Origin of the sequence: Streptomyces sp. CB02400, assembly GCF_001905725.1 — a bacterium.
Taxonomy (GTDB): domain Bacteria; phylum Actinomycetota; class Actinomycetes; order Streptomycetales; family Streptomycetaceae; genus Streptomyces; species Streptomyces atrovirens.
Window position 1 is genome coordinate 162948 of record NZ_LIWB01000007.1, and the last position, 22295, is coordinate 185242.

15 protein-coding genes and 3 pseudogenes are annotated in these 22295 nt (G+C 75.3%); 6 read left to right on the forward strand and 12 right to left on the reverse strand.

The features are described 5' to 3' along the window. Positions 1 to 8: 8 nt before the first annotated feature. From AMK33_RS18915 to AMK33_RS18935, 5 genes are read right to left on the reverse strand one after another with little or no spacing between them, the layout of a single operon-like run. Complete coding sequence (locus AMK33_RS18915) at positions 9 to 1748, reverse strand: hypothetical protein (protein WP_073934010.1); 1740 nt, start codon at positions 1746 to 1748, stop codon at positions 9 to 11. Then, complete coding sequence (locus AMK33_RS18920; RefSeq protein ID WP_107425157.1) at positions 1745 to 5290, reverse strand: vWA domain-containing protein; 3546 nt, start codon at positions 5288 to 5290, stop codon at positions 1745 to 1747. The genes AMK33_RS18915 and AMK33_RS18920 overlap by 4 nt, the downstream gene beginning before the upstream one ends. After that, on the reverse strand, positions 5287 to 6456 hold the full coding sequence (locus tag AMK33_RS18925; protein WP_073934012.1) for an ATP-binding protein: 1170 nt from the start codon (positions 6454 to 6456) through the stop codon (positions 5287 to 5289). The genes AMK33_RS18920 and AMK33_RS18925 overlap by 4 nt, the downstream gene beginning before the upstream one ends. Positions 6457 to 6491: 35 nt before the next feature. Further along, positions 6492 to 11549: a hypothetical protein gene (locus tag AMK33_RS18930; protein ID WP_073934013.1), complete on the reverse strand. Its 5058-nt coding sequence runs from the start codon at positions 11547 to 11549 to the stop codon at positions 6492 to 6494. Further along, positions 11546 to 12400, reverse strand: a complete 855-nt coding sequence (locus tag AMK33_RS18935) for a DUF4132 domain-containing protein (protein WP_073934014.1) — start codon at positions 12398 to 12400, stop codon at positions 11546 to 11548. The genes AMK33_RS18930 and AMK33_RS18935 overlap by 4 nt, the downstream gene beginning before the upstream one ends. A 221-nt stretch (positions 12401 to 12621) precedes the next feature. On the opposite strand from AMK33_RS18935, the gene AMK33_RS18940 reads away from it, so the two are divergent. Continuing rightward, positions 12622 to 12834, forward strand: coding sequence for a hypothetical protein (locus tag AMK33_RS18940; protein WP_073934015.1), 213 nt, complete (start codon positions 12622 to 12624; stop codon positions 12832 to 12834). Positions 12835 to 12846: 12 nt separating this feature from the next. On the opposite strand, the pseudogene AMK33_RS18945 reads toward AMK33_RS18940, so the two are convergent. Both AMK33_RS18945 and AMK33_RS45190 read right to left on the reverse strand, forming a co-directional pair. Then, positions 12847 to 13315: pseudogene (locus tag AMK33_RS18945) on the reverse strand (DUF4396 domain-containing protein). A gap of 304 nt (positions 13316 to 13619) precedes the next feature. Continuing rightward, a pseudogene (locus tag AMK33_RS45190) lies at positions 13620 to 13712 on the reverse strand (hypothetical protein); the annotation flags it as partial. A 139-nt stretch (positions 13713 to 13851) separates the two neighbouring features. Here AMK33_RS45190 and AMK33_RS45195 point away from each other — a divergent pair. After that, a pseudogene (locus AMK33_RS45195) lies at positions 13852 to 14265 on the forward strand (WD40 repeat domain-containing protein); the annotation flags it as partial. Positions 14266 to 14506: 241 nt separating this feature from the next. Beyond that, positions 14507 to 14677, forward strand: a complete 171-nt coding sequence (locus AMK33_RS43880) for a hypothetical protein (protein ID WP_235618135.1) — start codon at positions 14507 to 14509, stop codon at positions 14675 to 14677. A gap of 33 nt (positions 14678 to 14710) precedes the next feature. Here the strand turns inward: AMK33_RS43880 and AMK33_RS18955 are convergent, their stop codons facing one another. Then, positions 14711 to 15706, reverse strand: a complete 996-nt coding sequence (locus tag AMK33_RS18955) for an aldo/keto reductase (RefSeq protein WP_073934017.1) — start codon at positions 15704 to 15706, stop codon at positions 14711 to 14713. 127 nt (positions 15707 to 15833) lie between these two features. Here AMK33_RS18955 and AMK33_RS18960 point away from each other — a divergent pair, with 127 nt between their 5' ends. Further along, on the forward strand, positions 15834 to 16682 hold the full coding sequence (locus AMK33_RS18960) for a helix-turn-helix transcriptional regulator (RefSeq protein ID WP_073934018.1): 849 nt from the start codon (positions 15834 to 15836) through the stop codon (positions 16680 to 16682). Between the two features lie 79 nt (positions 16683 to 16761). Then, entirely contained in the window at positions 16762 to 18078 is a 1317-nt protein-coding gene (locus AMK33_RS18965) for a tetratricopeptide repeat protein (RefSeq protein ID WP_073934019.1), read from the forward strand. A gap of 57 nt (positions 18079 to 18135) precedes the next feature. Here AMK33_RS18965 and AMK33_RS18970 read toward each other — a convergent pair whose 3' ends face one another. Together AMK33_RS18970 and AMK33_RS18975 are read right to left on the reverse strand one after the other, a co-directional pair. Next, positions 18136 to 18318, reverse strand: coding sequence for a hypothetical protein (locus tag AMK33_RS18970; RefSeq protein WP_073934020.1), 183 nt, complete (start codon positions 18316 to 18318; stop codon positions 18136 to 18138). A gap of 102 nt (positions 18319 to 18420) precedes the next feature. Continuing rightward, positions 18421 to 19035: a DUF998 domain-containing protein gene (locus AMK33_RS18975; protein WP_073934021.1), complete on the reverse strand. Its 615-nt coding sequence runs from the start codon at positions 19033 to 19035 to the stop codon at positions 18421 to 18423. Between the two features lie 116 nt (positions 19036 to 19151). Between AMK33_RS18975 and AMK33_RS18980 the strand changes: the two genes are divergently transcribed. Continuing rightward, complete coding sequence (locus AMK33_RS18980; RefSeq protein ID WP_073934022.1) at positions 19152 to 19982, forward strand: alpha/beta fold hydrolase; 831 nt, start codon at positions 19152 to 19154, stop codon at positions 19980 to 19982. A 103-nt stretch (positions 19983 to 20085) separates the two neighbouring features. On the opposite strand, the gene AMK33_RS18985 is transcribed toward AMK33_RS18980, so the two are convergent. Continuing rightward, on the reverse strand, positions 20086 to 21276 hold the full coding sequence (locus AMK33_RS18985; RefSeq protein WP_073934023.1) for an MFS transporter: 1191 nt from the start codon (positions 21274 to 21276) through the stop codon (positions 20086 to 20088). 73 nt (positions 21277 to 21349) lie between these two features. Then, positions 21350 to 22294 (reverse strand): carbohydrate ABC transporter permease, encoded by a 945-nt coding sequence (locus tag AMK33_RS18990; RefSeq protein WP_073934024.1) that lies wholly within the window; start codon positions 22292 to 22294, stop codon positions 21350 to 21352. Position 22295: the final 1 nt, after the last annotated feature.

Below are 22295 nucleotides of genomic sequence, written 5' to 3' on the forward strand. Positions count from 1 at the left end.
CGGCCGGACTACGCACCGCGCGCCTCGGCCGAGGACGCTCCCCAGGCGGCCGCGCACAGTGCCCGTTCGACCGCGTCGGTGTAGACGGCGGCGGCGAGCCAGGCCCGGGCGAAGCGGCCGGTGTCGGCCGGGAGCAGGCGGCCGAAGGTGTCGCGGGAGCGGTCCGCGGCGGCGGTGTGGAGGCCGTCGAGGAGGTCGCCCGCCGTGGCGAGGCCGAGACGGCGCAGCCGGGTGCCGTCGCCCGACCGGTTCCCGGCGAGGGCGAGGACACGGCGGCCTCCCGGCACCGCCTGGTGGACGCGGCGGCGCAGCAGGTGCAGCGGGGCCTCGTCCCCGGTGGACACGGCCCGCGCGGGTGGTGCGACCGCGCCGGTGGGCAGGTCCGCGTGCTGGAGGCGGTCCAGACCGAGGTCCACCCGGGCGCCGGGATCGGCGGGGTGCTCGGTGGCGAGCAGCAGGGCACGGGGATACGGCCCCGGTGCCAGGCGCGCGACGATCCGCAGCCGGCTGCCCCCGGCGGCGGCGAGCAGGCGGAGGTTGTCGCGGTGAGGGAGTGCGGGATCGTCGTGGGCGGTGGCCAGCCGCAGGGGCAGGCCACCGCAGTCGGCCAGCAGACAGTCGCCCGTCGTCTCCCGCACCGTGCCCTCGAGGGTCACCTCCAGGAACAGCAGGTCCTGTCCGCCGTCCAGCGCCCGGGCCACCTGTTCGGCGGCGGGTACGGCCCACAGCCGGTCCAGCGGCTCGGCGCGCCAGGCGGCGCCGGACGCGCGGACCGCCCGCACCCCCGCCCCCGCGCCGAGACGGCCCGTCGGGGAGACGGTGGCCCCGGACACGGCGAGCCCCGCGCGCGACAGTTCCCGGTGGGTCAGGGTGGTGTCACCGATCCGTACGGCCCGGTCGGCGGCGCCGGCCGCCCGGGAGGGCCCGCCCGGTGCCACGTCCGAGACCGTGTACAGGCGTCCGTCGGCGTCGGCGGTCCAGGTGACCGCGCCCGCGTATCCGGTCGCGGTGAGGACGGGCTCGGAGAAGAGCCCGTACAGCCGCAGGGAGCCGTCCGGGCGGTACGGCTGCCGGACCGTGCCGCGCAGTTCGGTCAGGTCCGGGCCGGTGGCGTGCGGAAGGCGGTGGGTGACGCCCAGGACTCCGGCCAGCGCGCCGGCGAGGTCGGTGAGGCGGTGTCCGGGGTCGGCGGAGCGGGCCGCGCGCACCCCGGTCACCACGGAGACCGCCGCGGCACAGGCCCGTGGGAGGCCGGCGAGGCGGGCGGTGTGCGCGGCGTGCAGGAGTTCCGCCTGGAGCACGGCGCCGGCGCCGTCGGTGCCGGCTTCCAGGACGGCTGCGGCCGCGTCGAACACCGCCCGTGCGGCGGCGCGTTGTCCGGGGGTGGCGGCGTCGGGCTCCGTCGGTGCCGTCTCCGTCTCTTCCCGCGTTCCCGTGGCCTCGGCGGGGGCCGGAGTCTCCTCGGCGACCGGTGCGGCCGAGGCCGCCGCCGCGCGGTGCAGGCAGTCGGGGGCCAGCAGGCATCCGCAGTGGATGGCGTCCGCTCCGGTCACCGTCCCACCGGGCGCCCGCAGGACGACGTCGGTCTCGTCGTCGACGGCGATCCGCACGGTGTCGCCCTCCCGGACGACCGGACGTGCCAGGAGCTTGGTCACGCCCGCGTCCAGCCGCTTGCGGAGCCGGGGCGAGAGCGCCGCGACGAGTTCGGCGGTGACGGACGGGACGACCGGAGGCAGGTCCGGGCTCATGCGATCTTCTCCCCTACCCAGCGGGCGAGTTCGAGCGGGCTGAGGGCGGCGACGGGCATGCCGGCCGCGACGAGCTGGCCGGCGACGCCCGTGGAGTAGCGGGGCCGGCCCGTGTCGTCGAGGCTCGCGCAGCCCAGGACGTGGCAGCCGGCTCCGACCAGTGCGCGGACCTCGGCGAGCAGACCGCCCAGCGGGTAGCCCTCCTCGAAGTCGCTGACGACCACGACGAGGGTGCGCGACGGTACGGTGACGAGCTCGCGCGCGTGCCGCAGGCCCGCGGCGATGTGGGTGCCGCCGCCCACGCTGACCTCCAGCAGCAGCGACAGCGGGTCGTCCACGTGTCCGGTGAGGTCGATGACCTCCGTGGAGAACGCCAGGAAGTGGGTGGAGAGGGTCGGCACCCCCGCCAGCACGGAGGCGGTCAGCGCGGCCCACACCGTGGACGCCTCCATGGACCCCGACACGTCCGTGACCAGGATCAGCCGCCAGTCGGCGGCCCGGCGCGCCCGGGTACGGAACACCGGGTGCTCGGGGATCACCCGCACCGTGCCGTCCGGGGCGCGGCGCGCGGTCGCCAGGTTGGCCCGCAGGGTGCGGGGCAGGTCCAGTCCGCCGCCGGGCCGTCTGCTGGGGCGGGGCAGGGCGGTGCCGTGCAGGGCGGGGCGCAGGCGGGTGGCGAGCTGCCGGGTCAGCGCGTCGACCAGCCGCCGTACGAGCGGGCGCAGTGCGGCCAGCCGGGCCTCGGGCAGTCCGCCCGCGTGCCGCAGGACGGTGCGCAGGAGGTCGACCGAGGGCCGCACGCCGTCCGCGTCCAGCTCGGCGAGGACGTCCCTGCGGCCCGACGCGGCGGCGGTCGCCAGCACTTCCTCCCGGATGCCGGGCCCGAACAGCGCGGCCAGTTCCTCGGACCACTCCCGCACTCCGGGGTACGGCGCCTGACGTCCTCCGCCGGTTCCCGGGCCCGTGAGGTCTCCCCGGCTGCCTTCGCCGCGTCCGCTGCCGTACAGCTCGTCCAGCGCGGTGGCGAGCGGTGACGCGGACGGCGGCAGCCGGTCGGCGCGGCGGCCGAGGAGGAGGCGCCAGCGGTCGGCGGGGGCGAGGGCATGCTCCTGGGCGGCCTCCGGAGCACCGCGCTCCGGGCGCTGCGGCGCGCCCTCCGCCGGACCGCCGCCCGGTGGGGGCAGCAGGCCGAGCGATCGCAGGGTCTCGCGGGCCGCGAAGTCCGCTTCGGTCCAGGTGGCGAGGGCGGCCGGGTCGACGTCGTCCGTGTCGGCGACGTGCGTGGTGCCGAGGCGTTCCTCGACGGCCGTGAGGAGGCGGTCGCGGGCCGCGGGGCTCAGGGTGTCGAAGCCGCCGCGCAGTGCGGGGAGCCGGTCGAGGAACGCCCGGTCGGGCAGCTCGGTCACCCGGGTGAGCAGGGGCTCCAGCGCGGGGGCCGCCGCCTCCAGCAGGGGGCCGGCGGCGGTCAGCAGTCCGCCGAGCCGGGCGGTGAGGGCGGCGCGGGAGTCGGGGTCGGTGGCCCCGTCGACCCAGGAGGCCACGCGGTCGCCGAAGGCCCGGGCGTCCTCGTGTCCGAGCAGGACGCGTACGGCCCCGGCGGCGCCGCGCATCAGCGGGGAGCCGGCGGCGGACAGGCGGTCCAGGGCGTCGGTGAGCCGGATGCCGCCCAGCAGGTCGGCGCGGTGGGAGAGTTCGAGCAGGGCGTGGGCGTCGGCGGGGTCCTCGGACCCGGTCAGTCCGTCGACCTGCCGCACCGCCGCCGCCGTGAGCAGTTCCGCGGCTGCGGCGGCCCGGGGCCCACGGTCCGGCTCGGCGGGGAGCCCGGGGACATGGCCGGCCCGCAGCCGGTCGAGCAGGGCCAGTCCGGCGAGGAGTTCCGGCAGGGTGCCGGCCCGGGGCAGGACGTCGGCGACGTCGTCGAGCCGTTCGTCCGCGAGCCCGGTCAGGCCGCACTCCGCCGCCCGTTCGAGCCCTTCGAGGGCCTGTGCGGCGGTCGGTCCGCCCTCGTCGCGTTCCTGGCGGCGCCGTTCGCGCAGGACTCCTTCGGCGGCCTGCGCGGGGGTGACCCCGCGCACTCCGGCCGCGGTCAGCACGGCCGCCGTGGCGGGGGTCCAGCGCACCTCCCAGCGGGAGGTGAGGGCCTCGGCGCCGCCCGCGCCGACGACCTCCCTGGCCTCCCCGTAGGGCACGCCGCACACCGTCAGCCGGCGCAGCAGCAGTTCACGGCGCCGGTCGAGGTCGGACCGCAGCGGGTCGAGACGCAGGTCCCGCGCGGGGCCGGGGCCGCCCGCCTCCGGGCCGGGCAGGCCGAGCCGGGCCAGCTCGGCCTCGACCGCGGGGACGAGTCCGCTGCGCGGTGCCCCCGGGGCGGGACGCCCGGTGCGCGTGCCGACGAGCACGCGCTCCATCGCCCGTGCCACGGCCCGGCCGCGCCCGTACGGCTCGCCCTGTGCGAGCACCGTCTGGACCGCTTCGACCAGTTCGCCGCGGCCCGCCGCGGGCAGTCCGCGCAGCCGGGCGAGGTCCGAGGCGAGCCGGCTGATCTCCCGGGCGTCGGCCGGTCCCGAGGGGTGGCCGAGGCTCCTCAGTTCGGCGCAGACGCGTACGGCCGCCCGGGTCAGCGCCTCCTCCAGCGCGGCCGGGTCGCCCGCCGCGCGCAGGACCATGTCCTGCCACTCCGGGTCCCGGATGCCCGCCGGGTAGCCGGACCGCTCGTCGAGGAGGGCGTAGGTGTACGGGATCAGCGAGGTGTTCCACCCGGGCCGTCGCTCGTCCGTGGCCGTCGCGTCCTCCTCCCCCGCGTCCTGCCGTACGAGTGCCGGGGCGTGGAAGGCGCCGACCACCACGGCGGCCCGTTCGCCGCCTGCGGTGGCCTCGGCCAGCCGGGCCCGCATCCAGCGTTCGCGCCGCAGGTCCAGCTCCGGTACGCCGCCCGAGGCGACCGCGTCCTCGCGCAGGGCCCACCCGGTGAGCAGGGCGGCCCGGCGCAGGGCCTCGGGCGGGGAGCCCGGGGCGGTCGCCTCGACGAGCCGGTCCCAGAGGTCGTCCCCGGGGCGGCCCGTCAGCCGGGTGCGCAGCGCGGTGGCGAGACCGGGGCCGCCGGCCCCCGTCCCCGTGGCCCGGCGTCCGTCGGTCCAGGCGCGGTCGGCGAGCGGCAGGTCGCAGGCGACCACCGGTACGCCGTGCCGGACGGCCCAGCGCACGGCGGCCAGTTCGGGCGAGAAGTCGGCGAACGGGTAGAACGCCGGCCCGCCGTCGCCGCCCTCGCCGGGGGCGGCGGCGAGCGCCACCGGGGCCCGGGTCTCCTCGTGCCCCAGCCAGGGCAGCCACTGCTGCGTCTCCGCGGGCAGTTCGACGAGCAGCACCTCCGGCTCCGCCTCGTCCAGCAGCGCGGGCACGGCGGCGGCCAGGGAGGGCGCGTGGTGCCGTACGCCGACGAGGTAGGGCGCGGACGGGCCGGTGAGGGCGGCGAGCGCCTCGTCGGGCGGGACGGGCGGGCCGTCCGGGGCGGCGGCCCCGTGGGAGAGGGACACGGCCGTCAGCCCTCCAGGACCGTGCGCAGGTCCCACAGGGTGCGCCAGGTGGCGGAGCCCTGCTCGGCACGGCGCCGGACGGGGCCGTCCCAGTAGCCGCGCAGCCGGGCGGCGTCGGCGGGGTCGTCCTTGCGGACCACGCCGAGCAGATGGCCGGGCAGCAGTCCGAGGACGTCGCGGTCGCCCGGGAAGTAGGCCGCCGCCAGCGCGAGCGCGCCGGCGACGGACACGGCCTCGGCGGTGCTCATCACCGTCGACGGCCGTTCCACCTCCCAGCCCTCCGCCGACCGGCCCTCGCGCAGGTCCCGGAACGCGGTGACCAGGGCCTCCAGCACAGCGTCGTCGACCTGGAACGGCGCCCCGGCTCGTTCCACGGACGCCCGCGCCTGGCCGCGCACCAGCGCGGTCTCCGCGTCGAGGTCGCCGATGGGGCCGACGGTCTCGAAGTTGAAGCGGCGCTTGAGGGCCGCGGACATCTCGGAGACGCCCTTGTCACGGAGGTTGGCGGTGGCGATGAGGTTGAAGCCGGGTGCCGCGTGCGCCAGCGCGTCCTCGGTGCCGGCCAGTTCGGGTACGGCGATGCGCCGCTCGGAGAGCAACGACACCAGCGAGTCCTGCACTTCGGGCAGGCAGCGGGTGACCTCCTCGACGCGGGCGATCGCACCCCTGGACATGGCGGTCAGGACGGGGGACGGCACGAGCGCCTGGCGGGTGGGGCCCTGTGCCAGCAGCAGCGCGTAGTTCCAGCCGTACTTGAGCTGGTCCTCGGTGGTGCCGGCGGTGCCCTGCACGACCAGGCCGCTGGTTCCGCACACGGCGGCGGAGAGCAGCTCCGACAGCATCGACTTGGCGGTACCGGGTTCGCCGACGAGCAGCAGACCGCGCTCGCCGGCGAGGGTCACCACGCACCGCTCGACCAGTGCCCGGTCGCCGACGAACTTGTCCTCGATCACCAGGCGGTGCGGGACTCCGTCGGGTGCCCCGGCGCCGTCGGGGAGCTTCAGGGCCCGGCCCCCGCTGCCCATGACGAACGTGACGACCGCGCGCGGGCTGAGCCGCCAGGCGGGCGGGCGCGGCCCGTCGTCGTAGGCGGCGAGGAAGGCGAGTTCGGTGGCGTACCGGTCCTCGGGCGGGACGATCTGGCGGGCCGGGGAGGGGGACAGGGTGGTGGTCATCGGCGCGGGTTCTTCCGGGTGCGGGTGGACGGTGGTCATCGGCGGCGGCCCTTGCGGGTGGCGCGGGTGGTGAGTTCCTCGTAGGCGGGTGCGTCGCCGACGCGGACGCGGTCCCAGGCGCGCGTGAACAGCTCGGGCACCGGCAGCAGCGGTACCGCGTGGGAGCGGTCGTGGACCGGGTAGAGGCCCTGCTTCCAGACCTCCACCGGCAGGGCGGGGGACTTCAGGTCGAGCCAGCCGCACGGCAGGAAGAGGGTGCGTCCGGCGCGGGACCGCTTCGCCTCCACGACCAGGCCGGTCGCGGCCAGTTCGGCGCGGGCCTTCTTCGCGCGGGCGGGCTTCCAGCCGGTCCAGCGGGCGCGGTTGCGGTCCGTCGGGTCCGGCAGGGCCAGCAGTTGCAGATAGAGCGCCGCCGCGTCCTCGCCCAGCCCGTGGGCCCCGGCGACCTCGGTGACCAGGCCGGGCACGCTCAGGGTGGGGTCCTGGGCGTAGCCGGTGGGTCCTTCGGGGTCCGTTCCGGCCGCGAGGGCACGGGCGAGTTCGTCGCCCAGGATGGTCCGCAGCGCCTGCATGCCGTCGCGCCGTCCGGGTCCGACGATTCCCTCGATCAGTCCGAACAGGGGGTCGTCCACCGAACTGAGGGCGCTCGTACGGACCAGGACGGCCTCCTGGTCCCCGTACCAGGGGCGCAGCACCAGCGCCTCGCCGACGGGTGTCAGTCCGTGCGCGTCGGCGCCGCCGGTGGCGGGCAGCCCGTACGCCTTGCGCAGTTCGGCGGCGGTCGACGTGCCCTTCTCGGTCCACTCCAGGTCGAGGTCGAGCAGCAGTGCGGGGTCCGCGACGCGGCGGCGCAGCGCGGTGAGCCCTCCGGGCAGGGCGGCGCGCAGGGGGTGTCCGTACGGCAGGGAGTAGGCGAGCCCGGCCAGGGCGGCCACGGCGCGCGTCAGGTGGTACCGGCCGGGGACGGCCCGGGGGTCCTCCGCTACGAGGTTGCCGTCCTTGTCGGGCCGCTGCACGGTGGTGCGGCCGATCCAGGGGGTGCGGTGCGGGTTGAGCACTTCCTCCACGGAGCCGGTGGGCAGCCCTGCCAGGGTGAGCTCGCCGGCGAGGTCCTCGGGAAGGCGGACGACGCCGTCGAGGCGCTCGGCCCACACCCGGCCGGCCGAGTCCGTGTCCGGTCCTGCGGTCCACAGGTCACCGGGGTTCTCGGGGAGCAGCGCGCCGATGAGCGCCATCCGGTCGCCGTGCTCCAGCGAGCCCAGCAGCGTGTCGCCGAGCTGCTTCTGGCGCGGCTTCAGACCGGTGGCGGCGATGACCTCGTCGGTGAGCTGCGGCGGCTCGCCGGCGAGCAGCAGTGCCGCCTGGACCGGGCCCAGCCCGTCCCGGGTCGCGGCGGACAGGGCGGCGGTCGCCTCCGGCTGCCAGGGCGCTGCGCCCTTGTCCCGGATCAGACCGGTCACGGCCGCCAGCGCGTCGGCCGGGAACACCGGCGGGTACGCGGTCTCCCGCTCCAGGGTGAAGTGTGCGACGGCGCCGAAGACACCGGCCGGGTCGTGGTCCAGGGCGAGCCAGTTGACCCGTCCGGTGCGGTGGTCGACGTTCTGACGCCCGAGCACGACGACGGTGCGGCCCTCGCGGCGCAGCACCTGGCCGACGCGCTCCTGCCGTTCGTTCGGCTCGCTCAGCATCACCTCGCGCAGTGCGGCCCCGGGCGCGGCCAGCGGGCCCTCCGTGATCGCGTCGAACAGCAGGAGCAGCGCCCGGCGGTGCGGTTCCGTCAGGGTGGCCGAGGCGGCACGGTAGGCGAGCGGTCGCAGCACGCCCAGCACCGACGGCCACACCGCGGCGATGCCGGGAACGGTGAACTCGTCGCTGTGCCACCCGTCGGCGGTCCCGGCGGGCCGGGACGACGCGGGCAGGGGCTTGCCGTCGGCGGGCTTGCCGGACAGGACGTGGTTCACGGCGCGGATCTGACGCAGCATGCTCCAGTTCTGTCCGCTGCCCCACCAGCCGTGCAGCCCGGCGAAACCGGAGGTCGCCTCCCGCAGCGTCTGTTCGTCGCCGTCCTCGGGGCTGTAGTCGGCGAACATGCCCTCGGCGCGCTTGCGTTCGGTCCGGGGCCGCTCGGCCGGGGGTGTCACGAAGGTGGCGACGGACGCCGCCAGGCGCAGCACCGCGTGCACGAGGGCGGCGACACCGGTGAGCAGGTGGGGCTCGGTGAGGGCGGGCAGGGCGCGGGACACCGCGTCCCGCACGACCTTGTCGGCGGTGGGGACGTCGGGCTTGGCGGTGGCGGCCCTCGCGGGGCCGGGCCGGCCGGCGGTCTGCGGGGAGTCGGCCGGTGTCCCCGCCGCCGCGATCCTCGCCTGCCGCTCGGTCAGCGCCTCGGCGCCGGCGCGCAGCAGTTCCTCGGCCTGTTCGTCGCTCAGGGCCCGCAGGAGCGCCGAGGCGTTCTCGTCGCGCGGCCGCAGCGCGTGCCAGAAGTCGGCCGGCGGGACGAGCCGGGTGCCGGCGGCGAACTCGCCGCCGCGCTCCAGCGGTGTCACCCGGCCCAGTTCCCGCAGGCCTGTGGTGCTGTCGGTCGTGTAGAGGGCGATCTGACGGTGCTGGGCGACGACGACGGGCTCGACGCCGCCGGGCAGCCGCAGCGCGCCGAGCGGCACGCCCGGTATCCGGCGGCCGTGTGCCGCCGCCAGGGTGGCGGTCCGGCCGTCCGGGGTGCCGACGGTGGTCCGGGCCTCGTCCCCCTGGCCCTCGGTGCGCACCCAGCGGCCGAGGACCGTGCCGTCCGTGCCGAACGGGCTGTCCTCCAGGCCGGGTTGCAGGGGCAGCACCGCGCAGTGGTGCTGGAGGAGGGTGGCGCCGTCGCGGATGCCGGAGTTCAGGAAGGCGGGCAGTGAGGCACGTCCGTGGGTGCCGGTGGCCGGGTCGTACTCGAGCCACACCTGCCGCGTCCCCTGCCGTCCACGCCGCCAGTAGGAGGTGCCGTCGCCGAGGATCTGGCGCGCGGGCGGCAGGACCGTGTCGCCGGCGTGCAGGGCGCGTCCGCCGGTGGCGCGGCCGCCGTCCGGCAGGGGGATGGAGGTCTCGCCCACGCCGCCGCCGTACCAGTGCGGAAGCTTCTCGCCGTCGAGCGGGAACACCTCGGACGGCCGGGCGGACCAGTAGCCGTGCTGTTTGTTGTCCTGCCGCCACATCACCAGGAGTTCGCCGTCCGTGTAGCGGAACGACGGGCGCTGCCACCTGTCCAGTCCGTCCGGCAGCCGCAGGTCGTGCTCCAGCAGGATGTCCCGCGGTCCCACGACGATCGCCTTGTGCCGGCGGGAGAGGATCAGGGCCGGCCAGGCCTCGTGGACGGCGAGGGTGTCGTCGCGGTCGCGGCGGGTCTCCGCGTCGAGCCGGCGCAGCGCCTCGTCGAGGGCGGGCCAGCCCAGTTCGTCCGGGATGCCGGCGCGCAGGGCGTTGCCGAGCAGCGGTGCGACGTCGAGTGCGGCGGCGCGGGCGACGGCGTCCGGGCTGATCCGGGCGGCGATCGCGCGGAACGGGCTCAGCCGCTGGAGTGCCGTGCGGGCGGCCTCGAGACCGGCGGCGCCGTCCAGTTCGCCGGCGGAGTCGTCCAGCCACTCGCGGAGCACGTCGGCGAGCACGGGGTGGCCGGCGATTCCGTCCAGCATCTTCTGGCCGGTGTGCCGGCCGTGCTGGTTGCCGATGGCGTGGTAGAGCGTGCGGCGGCCGAGCCGGTCCGCCGCGACGGCCGTCAGGTCGCGTCGCCCGGGCCGGGTGTCCCTCAGCCACCGGTCGAGGGCGAGGTGGACGTCGGTGCCGTCGCCGGGCGGGGCCAGCGGCACGTCCAGCGCCAGGCACAGGTCCAGCAGGTCGAGGTCGGTGCCGGCGTGCCAGCGGCCGGTGAAGAGGTCGACGGGGCGGCCCCGGTCGCGCAGTCGCGGGGCCATGCGCTCCACGAGCGCGAGGGTGGCCGGCGAGCGGTCGCCGACCGTGCCGCCGTGCTTGCGGTGCAGGCACCAGCGGCTGAGCCAGTCGGCCGCGTCGGTCCCGTCCGCCGTCTCCGCCTCCCCCGTCAGCAGCCGGTCGGCGCCGGTCTCGGCGAGCAGCGCCAGCCAGAACTCGTCGTCCTCGGTGGAGCGGCCGAGACCGGCCGGCATGATCTCCAGCAGCCGGCCGCGTACGGCGGGCCGCTGTCCGGCGAGGACGACGAGCGTGGCCCGGTAGGTGTTCCAGAAGGAGGCGGGGGCGCGGACCGCCGCGGGCGACGCGAGCAGGTCCGCGACCAGGGCGCACTCCTCGGTGACCCGGTCCAGGCCGGCGGCCTTGATCAGGGCGCGGGCGTCCTGGGGCAGCGACGCGTACGGCGGCATGCCGGCCGCGCAGCGTTCCACGGTGAGCTGCCGGAACTGCGCCCAGGCGTCGGCCGGGGTGAGCCGGGCGGCGAGGGCCTTCACGTGCTCCTTGAGCGCCTTGACCGTCAGCGCCCCGGCGAAGGCGAACTCCAGGAACACGGCGCGCTGCCGCTCCTCGTCCACGGTCAGCGCGTGCACCCGCTCCGCCTCGCGGGCCTTGCCGAAGAACGCCGCCGCGTAGGTGGTGTTCTCGTGCTGGAGGAAGACGCGGGCGGCCTGCTCGTAGAAGGTGGGCAGGAAGTGCGGGACGGCACGGCCGAGCCGCTCGCCGAGCGCCTCGAAGCCGTCCTTGGCGGTGCCGGGGCGGGACTTGGCCTGCCGGGCGAGCCGCTCGACGTCCTTGACCAGCGCCAGCGCGTGGTGCCCGTTGGCCGGGTCGTTGACCAGCGCCCACGCGGGGAAGCCGAGGGTCTCCCGGCGCACCTGTCCGACCTCGCGGGTCTCCGGCTCGCGGGCCAGTCCGAGGAAGTCCAGGGCGAGGTCCTCCGCCTCGCCCAGCGTGCCCGGCACCAGCCGTACGACCTTCCGCTCGTCCAGCGCGGTGTGCGTGTACGTGCGGGCGGTGAGGACGTCGGCGTCCTCCCGGTCGGTGGTGCCCGGGGGCAGTACGGCGCCGGCGTCGAGCAGAGCGGCGGAGGTGGTCTCGTCGTAGGTGAATCCGTCGTACGTCGTCATGCCGCACGCTCCTCGTCCTCGATGTCGCGTCCGGCGTACAGCGCGGCCGCCATGCGCATGCCCTCCGACCAGGCCACCGGCCCTACCCGGCCGAGCTTCAGCACCCGGCCGGCCGGGTCGGTGAAGACCAGGGGGCCGGTCTCCGTCTCGTCGTAGCCGTCGTAGTCGCCGACCCACACCCGGGCCTCGACGGCGTGGCCGTCCTCCACCACGGAGCACACTGCGTGGCCGCCGCGCACGCGGTAGCCGAGCTGGGTCGCGCGGCCGTGCAGGAACCTCAGCTCCTTGAAGGCGCCGCCCGCGTGGTCCTCGACGGAGGCGGCCTCGGCGTCGAGTGCCGCGGGCCGGTGCCACACCTCGCGGAAGAGCTGCTGGGCGCGCTGTTCGACGCCGAGCTCGACGGCGAACTCCCGCAGCTCCTCCAGGTCGTCGAGGAGCACGGGGTGCGGCAGGCGGACCAGGCCGGGGGTGAGGCGAACGGTGTCGCCGTCGAGGTCGACCAGGCCGAGGCCGCGCTCGGGGTCGGCGTCCCGCAGGAATCCGGCCGCCGCGCCGTCCGTGCCCGTGACCACCAGGTCGCGGAGGGCGGCCTGCCAGGCGGGGTCCGGCCACACCCGCGCCAGCACCTCGAACGGCACCGGCAGCGAGCGCACCATCCACCGCTCCACATCGGCCAGGCACTGCCGTTCGTGCCGCTCCAGCCACTCGGTGAGCTGGCGCAGCCCCACCACCGCCGGATCGTCGGCGATCTTGGACGGTACGGACTTCAGCCGCCGTCCGGCCGCGTTGCGGCACACCACCTTGCCGTCGTCGAGGGCGACCTCGTAGCCGCCTGCCGACACCCACCCCATGCGTGCCTCCCGCACCCGCAATGATCAAGTGACGGGAACTGTAGAGCAGGGCTCTGACAACGGGTCCCGGGGTACTCGTCCCCAGGCGGGCACCGCCGTGGCGCGGGGCGGTGAAGCGGGGCCATCAGGGTGGTCGCAGGCCGTGTCGGGCGGCCGTCCCGGGGCCGGCTGGCCATCCTGGGTCGGTAGCGCGGCCCCTTCCGAGCGACAAGGAGCACGGCATGCCCACGGACCCGGTCGGACGATTCCTCGCGGCCCTGGACCCTCACCACCGGGAGGCCGTCAGCGGCAGACCGCGCGAGGAACAGGAACGGCTGGCGGCGGCCTGGGAACAGGAGCTGGAGGCCGACACCGAGCTCGACTCCCTCGACGAGTTGTCCCCGCCGGCGGCGGAGGCCGAGGCGGCCCGCCGCGTCCTGGACCGCGAGCACTGAAGCATTCCGCGGTCAGTGGTGGGCGTGGGCGACGGCGTGGCCCTTGCCGCGGCCGATCATCCACCTGTTGACCGGTGGTGGTGACCGCGAACGCCACGGCGAAGCCGCCGAGCAGCGCCGACCGGAACAGCCCGTCCGACAGGTGCGCGTCCGTCGCGCCCGGTGTCAGGGCGATGATCGCGTTGTCGACCAGTTCCATCACCGCGACGGAGACCGTGTCGGCGGCCAGCGCCACCTTGATCGCGGCCCGCAGGGACAGGCCCGCGCGCATCACCGCGAAGAGCGTGAAGGAGTAGCCGAGGGCGAGGGCGATCGCGAGGATCATGGTCGGTACGTTGCCCCACAGCAGGGCCGTGCCGATGACCATGCCGAGGATCTCGCCGATGGCGCACCCGGTCAGGCAGTGGAGCGTCGCCTTCACCGCCATCGCCCAGGAGGCGTGGTCGTGCCCGGCGGCGGTGTGGTGCGTGCTGTGATCCATGGCCTTCGTCCCCCTTCGGCATCCCGGGCGGCCGGTGCCGGCCCACCGGGATCAACACATACGGCCAGGGGGTATACACCAAGGGCTGTTCAGCGACGTGAACGGCCTCATGCCCCTTGCGGGCCGGACGCGTCGCGCCGGACGGCGAGGACCGCCCGGTCGTCCGCCTGGGGGCCGTCGGTCCACCGCTCCACATCGGCCAGCACCGCACCGCCGCGGTGTGCAGGGCGGGGAAGGGCGCCAGGCGCGGCAGGTGCCGCTGGGGGTCGTAGAAGTCGCCGGTGCGGTTGCGGGCCTCGGTGACACCGTCCGTGACCATGATCAGAACCGAGTCCCGCTCGAAGGCCACCTCGGCGACGGCCGGGCGGCTGCGGCAGCTCAGTGGCGCACTGGCCGTGTGCCTCGTCCTGGCGGTGCCGGCGGGCCTGACCGCGTGGCAGCAGGGCGAAGTGGCCGGCGAGCAGGCGCGGCTGGCCGTCTCCCGGGAGCTGGCGGCCCTGTCCGAGGCCGCGGCGGCCCATCAGGTGGAGGCGCCCATGACGCTGGCGGTGGCCGCGTTCGACGAGTCGCCCACGCCCGCGGCTCTCAGCGCGCTGCTCAGCACACAGGCCCACCCGTACGCCGGGCGGCTCGCGGGACACGGCGGGAAACCGGTGAACGCGCTGGCCTTCACCCCGGACGGCCGGACCGTCGTGACCGCCGGCGACGACGGCGTCGTCCGCCTGTGGGACGTGGCCGGGCGGAGGCGTACGGCCCGGCTGACCGTGCCGGGCACGGGGCTGACCGCGGTGGCGATCGGCCCCTCCGGCTCCGTGTTCGCGGTGGCCGGGCGCACCGGTGCGCCGCGCCTGTACGACATGGGGTCAGGGCGCGGGACCGGCACCCTGGCGGCGACGGCACCGGTGCACGCGGTGGCGTTCAGTCCGGACGGCTCGCTGCTCGCCTCGGGGGCGACGACGGCACCGTGCGGCTGTGGCACGTGCGCGACCGCCTGCGTCCCGGCCCGGTGCTCCGGGTGGGAGGGACAGTGCGGGCGCCGGCGTTCCGTCCCGGGGACGGCACTCCGGCGGTGGCCGGGGCGGCACGCGGCTGGTGAGCGGCTCGGACGACGGTACCGCGCGGCTGTGGGACCTCCCCCGCCGGGCGCCGAGGGCGACGCTGCGCGGGCACACCGGGCGGGTCCAGGACGCCGTGTTCGACGGCGACGGCACCCTGCGCACGGTCGGCCGTGACGGCACCTGGCGCACCTGGGACCTGGACCCGCACCGGGTGGCGGCACACGTCTGCGAGCGGATTCCGCCGCCGGCCCGGGCGTACTGGGAGCGCATCGCTCCCGGCACGCCGTACCGCGACGGCTGCTGACGCCGGCCGACGGGCCCCGCCGGGGAGCCGGGCTCAGTTGCCCACGCCGAGGCCGGCCATGAACGCGGCCGGGTAGCGGTCGCCGTGGGCCGCGCCCAGCGGTACCGCCTTCTCGATCTCGGCGAGGTCGTCCGCGGTGAGGTCGAGGTCCATCGCGGGCAGCGCCTCGGTCAGCCGCTCGCGGGTGCGGGGGCCGACCAGCGGCACGATGTCCTCGCCCTGTGCGGCGACCCAGGCGATGGCCAGCTGGGCGACGGTGCACCCCTTCGCGCCGGCCACCCGGCGCAGCGCCTCCACGAGGGCGAGGTTGTGTTCCACGTTGCCGCTCGAGAACCGGGGGCTGAGCGCCCGGTGGTCACCGGTGCCGGCGCCACGGCCGGCGGTCCAGTGCCCGGAGATGAGGCCGCGGCCCAGGACGCCGTACGCGGTCAGGCCGATGCCGAGCTCCCGCAGCGCGGGCAGGACGTCCGCCTCGACCGCGCGGGAGATCAGCGAGTACTCGATCTGCAGGTCGGTGACGGGATGCACGGCGTGCGCCCGGCGGACCGTCGCCGCGTCGACCTCCGAGAGGCCGAGATGCCGTACGTACCCGGCGTCGATCAGCTCCTTGATCGCGCCCACGGTCTCCTCGATCGGTACCGCCGGGTCCAGCCGCGCGGGACGGTAGACGTCGATGTGGTCGGTGCCCAGCCGGGTCAGCGAGTAGGCGAGGAAGTTCTTCACCGCCTCGGGGCGGCCGTCGTACCCGCCCATGGCCGGGGTCGGCCCGCTCAGCATGCCGAACTTGACGCTCAGCCGGTAACCGTCCCGGTCGCGGCCCCGCAGGGCCTCGGCGAGCAGCAGCTCGTTGTGGCCCATGCCGTAGAAGTCGCCCGTGTCGATCAGCGTGACGCCGGCCTCCAGCGCGGCGTGCACGGTGGCGATGCTCTCCGTGCGGTCGGCCGCGCCGTAGGCACCCGACATGCTCATCGCGCCGAGGCCCAGCGCGGAGACGGCCGGACCGTCGCTGCCCAGAGTGCGTGTCTGCATCGTGTTCTCCTTCGTGGTCGCTCCGTCACCCACCCTGCGCCGGTGCCGGGGCCACCGGGAGCGGAGCGTTCATCATGGGAGAGCCGCTCCCTGGATCGGCGGGTGCGCCGCGAGGGAGCATGGGGTCATGCAACGTGAGGAACTCGCCGACTTCCTGCGCCGCCGCCGCGAGGCGATCCGCCCGGCCGACGTCGGCATCACCGACGGCCCCCGCCGCCGCACCGCCGGTCTGCGCCGGGAGGAGGTCGCGATGCTGGCGGGCATGTCGGTGGACTACGTCGTACGCCTGGAGCAGGGCCGCAGCAGTCAGCCCTCCACGCAGCTGCTCGTCGCGCTGGCGCGTGCGCTGCGCCTCTCCGACGACGAGCGCGACCACCTGTTCCATCTGGCCGGTCACCGGCCCCCGCCCGCCGACGGGGTGGCCCGCCTGGCCCGGGCGGGTCTGGTGCGCATGCTCGACCTGCTCGGCGACACACCGGCCCTCGTCATGTCCGACCTGGGGGAAGTCCTCGCGCAGAACCGGGCGTCCCTTCTGCTGATGAGCGACCTCACCGGCTTCTCCGGCGACCGGCGCTACATCGTTCACCGCTGGTTCACCGAACCGGCCGCCCGCGCCGTCGGCCCGGCCGAGGAAGAGGAGTACTACGCCCGCCGGCTCGTGGCCGATCTGCGCGCGGTCGCCGGGCGCCGGGCCGGCGATCCCACGGTCACCGGACTCGTCGAACGGCTGCGGGCCGCGAGCGCGCACTTCCGCCGGCTCTGGGCGGAGCACGAGGTGGCGGTCCGGCGGGCCGACCGCAAGACGTTCCTGCACCCGCGGGTGGGCCGCCTGCTGATGGACTGCGAAACCCTGGTCACCCCCGATCAGCGACAGCAGCTGCTGGTGCTCACACCGGCGGACACCGAGGCCCGCGAGCGGCTGGAGCTGCTGCGCGTGCTCGGCAGTGAGGAGTTCCCCACGGGCACACCCCGCTGAAACGGCCGGCACACCAACCCGGCCAGGACGCGGAACAATACGGTTGAGGGCGGCCGTGATCGCCGGAGAGGATCCGCGCATGTTCTCGCGCAGAAACCGCCGCCCCACCTCCCCGGACCTGGCCAAGGCCTGGGAGTGCCTCGACACGGATGACGTTCCCGGCGCGCTGCGCCGACTGCGGCAGGCCGGCACGGCCCCCCTCGACCAGGTCGCCCCCGTCGTCGGGCGGGCCGCCCGGACAGCCGGGTTCGACGACCTCCAGGAGGCGGCCTCGGCACTGGCCGCGCACCCCGGCAAGGCCCGGGCGCTGTACGACTACGGGTACGCGTGCGTGGAACGCGGCGTGTCCTACCTGGCGGTCCCCGCCCTGCGCGAGGCGTTGCGGCTGGCGCCGGACTCCCCCGCGGTACTGCGGGAACTGGTGTCGGCGTACGAGGACGAGGGCCGGCACCGCGACGCCGCCGACGCGCTGCTGGCGCACGAGGCCAGCCTCACCGACTGGCCCGACCGCTATCTGCTGGTCTTCAACGCCGTCCTGGCCGGTGACCTGGAGCTGGCCCGGCGTCAGCACACGCTGCTGCCCGCCCCCGACGACGCCGTGTGGCTGGAGGCACAAGGCCGGCAGAACCGCGTCCTGGAGCGCGCCACGAGCGCCGGCGAGGCCGGTCCGCTGGACCACGCGGACCTGCGCGGCTGGCAGTACGTGATGGGCGGCACCGTGCTCGGCACGATGTCCCCGTACGGGTACGACGCCGGGATGGCCGGCCGGTACGCCTGGCTCCAGGACACCCACGGCCAGTGTCTGCTCGGTCTGCTGCGGCTGCGGTCGGTGCTCGCCGCCGCGGACGTACGACCGCGCTCGGTGTCGCTGCTGCCGGACCGCGGGAGCAGGATCCTGGGACTGGCCGCCGCCGAGGTGCTGGACCTTCCGGCGGAGCCCTACGAGGCCGGCCGGCAGGACACCGTCGTCGTCGCCCACGACCTCGGCGCGACCGCCGACGAGCGGGAGGGCCCGCGCATACTGGAGCAGCTCCTGCACCGGACGCCGGGACAGGTGCTGCACGAACACGCCTGCTGCTGGACCGACCCGCCGGCCGTCACGGCCGACAGTGTCGCGCTGCTCCACCAGTCGGCGGTGGCTCCGTGGGCCGCCGGCCTGCGGCAGAGCTCCGACGGGGGCGTGGAGCCCGGCGAGCCGGACGAGCGGCCGGAGGCGGAGATCGCCGCGGAGATCGTGGGCGCCGACCCGACGCCGGACGAGGGCGACGGGTCGGCGCCCGCGGATCCGGTCGAACGGCTCACGGACTTCGTCTCGGCCGTACGCGGCACATGGCTGCGGGGCGACCGGTACCGCCTTCGGTCCTCCGGACCGGTGGCCAGCTCACGGTTCCTCTGACCGGGCCCGGTCCGGTCGGCGGGTCCGGTCGGCGGGTCCGGTCGGCCGGATCGGGCTCTAGTCGACGGCGAGGTGGCCGGGCTGGGCGACCGCGTACAGGACCGCGTTCGCGATGTCCTCGGGCCGCAGGGTCCGCACCGAGCCGGCCATGGTCCTGGCCGTGTCCCGGACGGCCGGTTCGGTGATGTGACCGGCCGGTTCGGCCGGAACGAGTCCGGGCTCGATGACGACGACGCGCACGGCTCGGGCACGTGAACAGGGCGCCGTCCGCGGCGACAGCACGGGAACGGACGTCGTGCTGCCGCACCGGCCGCCCACCGGCCCGCACCTCACCGACCCACGTCAGTCCGGCCGACCCGCGGACGACTCGTCGCCGTCCCCGGCATGGCGGAGGCAGGAGGTGACGACCACGAAGGGCCAGAGGGACTGAATGACCGTCACCACGCGTTCCGCGACGCCCGCCGCGCCGTGGCGGTGCATCTCGACGAGGAACCACACCGCGCCGACCACCATCGAGGCGGTCGCCACGGCCGAGGCCGCCGGCCGCAGCGCCCAGGGAGCGGCACGGCCGCCGTCGGCGGCCAGCAGCGGCCACAGGGCCAGGAGCGCGAACCCGACCGCGGCCACCGAACCGTGGCGCAGGGACCCCCCGCTGCTCGGCGCCGGCAGCAGCGCCACCACCAGCGCCGCCACTCCCCCGCCGGCCAGCGCCACGCGTCCGGCCGTCGCCGCCGCCCGCAGCCCCCAGGCGGTGAGCAGATGGCAGGCTCCCAGGGCGAGAAACGCCGCGGTCATCACCCAGGAGCCCGCGGCTCCATAGGCCGCCAGGACGCTGATCGTCTGGGTGACGGGGTCGTAGGCGGGTCCCTCCAGTGACGCCGCGATCACCCAGCCCGCGACGAGCAGGACGGGCGCGCACCCCGACGAAAAAAGGGCCCATCTGGGAACAAGCAACATCGAACCACCATAGAACGCGCCCAACCGCCCTTCGGGGGGCATAGCAGGAGATGAGGTGCGCCGGTCCGGAGCGTAAGGTGAGTGCCGTCGGTCCGGATCACGCGGAGGGATCATCCATGGGCACGGTCACCACCCCCGACGGCACGACCATCTTCTACAAGGACTGGGGTCCGCGCGACGGACAGCCGATCGTCTTCCACCACGGCTGGCCGCTCAGCGCCGACGACTGGGACAACCAGATGCTGTTCTTCCTCTCCCAGGGCTATCGCGTGATCGCCCACGACCGGCGTGGTCACGGCCGCTCCGGTCAGACCGCGAGCGGCCACGAGATGGACACCTACGCCGCGGACGTGGCGGCGCTGACCGGCGCCCTCGATCTGCGGGGGGCCGTACACGTCGGGCACTCGACCGGCGGTGGAGAGGCCGCGCGGTACGTCGCGCGGGCCGAGCCCGGCCGGGTCGCGAAGGCGGTGCTGGTCGGCGCGGTTCCGCCGGTCATGGTCAAGTCCGAGAGCAATCCCGGCGGTCTGCCGATCGAGGTCTTCGACGGGTTCCGCGCGGCCCTGGCCGCCAACCGCGCGCAGTTCTTCATCGACGTGCCGTCGGGTCCGTTCTACGGATTCAACCGGCCCGGCGCGGAGGTCTCCCAGGGGCTGATCGACAACTGGTGGCGGCAGGGCATGACGGGGGCGGCCAACGCCCACTACGAGTGCATCAAGGCGTTCTCGGAGACCGACTTCACCGAGGACCTCAAGAAGATCGACGTCCCGGTCCTCGTCGCGCACGGCACCGACGACCAGATCGTTCCCTACGAGGACTCCGCGCCGTTGACGGTCAAGCTGCTGAAGCACGGCACCCTGAAGACCTACGAGGGGTACCCCCACGGCATGCTGTCGACCCATCCGGACGTCCTCAACCGGGACATCCTGGAATTCATCAAGTCCTAGCGCGGCCCCGGCCCTTCGGAGGTCTCCGTGTCGCGATCCCCGACAGCGCGTCGGAGGTGCCGTACAGGCCGTCGCCCGTCCCCGCCCGGAGTGAAGCCGGCGCTCACGCCCCCGCCGGCACCGGGTGGCGCAGGAGGTAGCCGGCCGCGGCCACGACGAGGGCTCCCATGCAGGCGATGAACACCAGCCCCGCGCCCTCCAGGCCCATCGGTCCGGTCAGCAGCCCCACGCCGATGACCGGCACCGAGATGCCCAGGTACGCCACCACGAACAGCGTCGAGATCACCGCCGCGCGCCGGTCCGACGGGGACGCCTCGCTCACCGCGGACAGCGCGCCGCGGAACGCGAGCCCCTGGCCGAACCCTCCGACGATCGCGCTCAGCACCACCAGCGTCAGCAGGTCCCAGTACAACGCGCCCGCGAGCAGCGCCAGCCCGGCGAGGAGCCCGGCGCACCCCAGTGGCAGTGACCGGACCGTGCCGGCCCGGCCGGCGGCCAGTTGCCCGCCGGTCGAGGCGAAGAAGGCCAGCGCCACGACCAGTCCGCTCACGGCGTGATCGGTCACGTCCAGGTAGCGCGCGAGGAAGGCCGGGCTGACGGAGGTGAACACGCCGAACAGTGCGAATCCCACGAACGAGGCGGTCGCCGCCGGGCCGAACACCGGCCGCACCCGCGGCGGCACGCCGGGCCGCCGCGGTCGTACGGTGTTCGGCGGACGGCGCTCCGCCACGGTCTCCGGAAGCCGCAGCAGGACGGCGGCCGAGCAGGCCACCAGGGCGAGGTGCACGGCGAACGGCAGGTACAGCGGCCAGGGCGCGTACTCGGCGAGGACTCCGGCGAGCAGCGGGCCGCAGCCGAGACCGCCCATGTTGACGGCGGTGGCGACGAACGTGGCCCGGGAGGCTCCGCCGGGCGGTGCCGACTCCATGACGTACGCCGTGGCGGCCCCGGTGAACAGTCCGGCGGAGAACCCGGACAGCAGCCGTCCGGCGTACAGCCGGCCCAACGCGGTGGCGCACAGGAAGCAGACGGCGCTCGCGGCCGCGCAGCCCAGGCCCCACAGCAGCACCGGGCGCCGGCCCACGGCGTCCGAAGCGTTGCCGGCCAGCAGCAGTGCTCCGATGACCGCGAAGGCGTACACGGCGTAGACGACGGTGACCGTCAGCTCGGAGAAGCCGAACTTCTGCTGGTAGAGGGGGTAGAGCGGGGTCGGCAGCGTGGTGCCGGTCATGCACACCGCGAACACCGCACCGCCGAGCAGACACACCCGCCATCCGCGGCGATCACCGGCCATGCCCCGACGCTAACGCCTCACCCGGCCGCAACCCCTTACGGCACGCCACCGGCCGGGTGTCACCGAACCGGTGTCACTGACCGCCCAGGCCGGTCGTCGCCACCGACTTCACGATGTGCCGCTGGAAGAAGACGAACACCAGCACGAGGGGCAGTGCGGCCAGTACCGAGGAGGCCATCGTCTGGGCGTAATTGACGCCGTAGGCGTCCTTCACCGCGGTGATGCCGACCGGCAGGGTCATCAGTGCCGGGTCGGACGTCGACACGAACGGCCACATGAAGTTGTTCCACGCGCCGATGAACACGAAGATCGACACCGCGGCGAGCATCGGGCGGGACAGCGGCAGCACCACCGACCAGAAGATCCGGGCGTGGCCGGCGCCGTCGATGCGGGCGGCTTCCTCCAGCTCGCGCGGGAGGGAGTCGAAGTGCTTCTTCAGGATGAAGACCATCACCGGCGCGACCGTCTGCGGCAGGATCACCGCCGCGTAGGTGTCCACCAGGTCCAGGGTGAGCATCTGCTGGAACCACGGCACGATCAGGAGCTGCGGCGGCACCAGGATCGACGCCATGGTGACGGTGAACAGCCACCGCCTGCCGCGGAACAGCGTGCGGGAGAAGGCGTAGCCGGCCATCGCGGACACGCCCACGGTGATGACGGTGACGGCCGCGGCGATGAAGAAGCTGTTCAGCATCCACAGGGGCAGGTCGCCGCGCTCGATCACGGTGCGGAAGCCGTCCAGGGTGAAGCCGCCCCGTGGCCAGATCCAGTGCAGCGGATCGCTGGCGTCCTGCTCGGACTTGAACGCCGTGAGCACCGCCCAGGCCATCGGCAGCAGCCAGATCAGCGCCATCACCGCGAGGGCCGCCAGGGCCAGGGCGCGGGACAGCCGGCTCGGGCCGAGGGTGAGGTTGGGTCCGCGCCGCGGGGCCGGCCGGTCGCGGTGGGCCCGGCGCGCGGCGGGGAGCGGGGAGACCGAGCGGCGCGCGGGCCGTGTCGGGACGTCGATGGAGGTCATG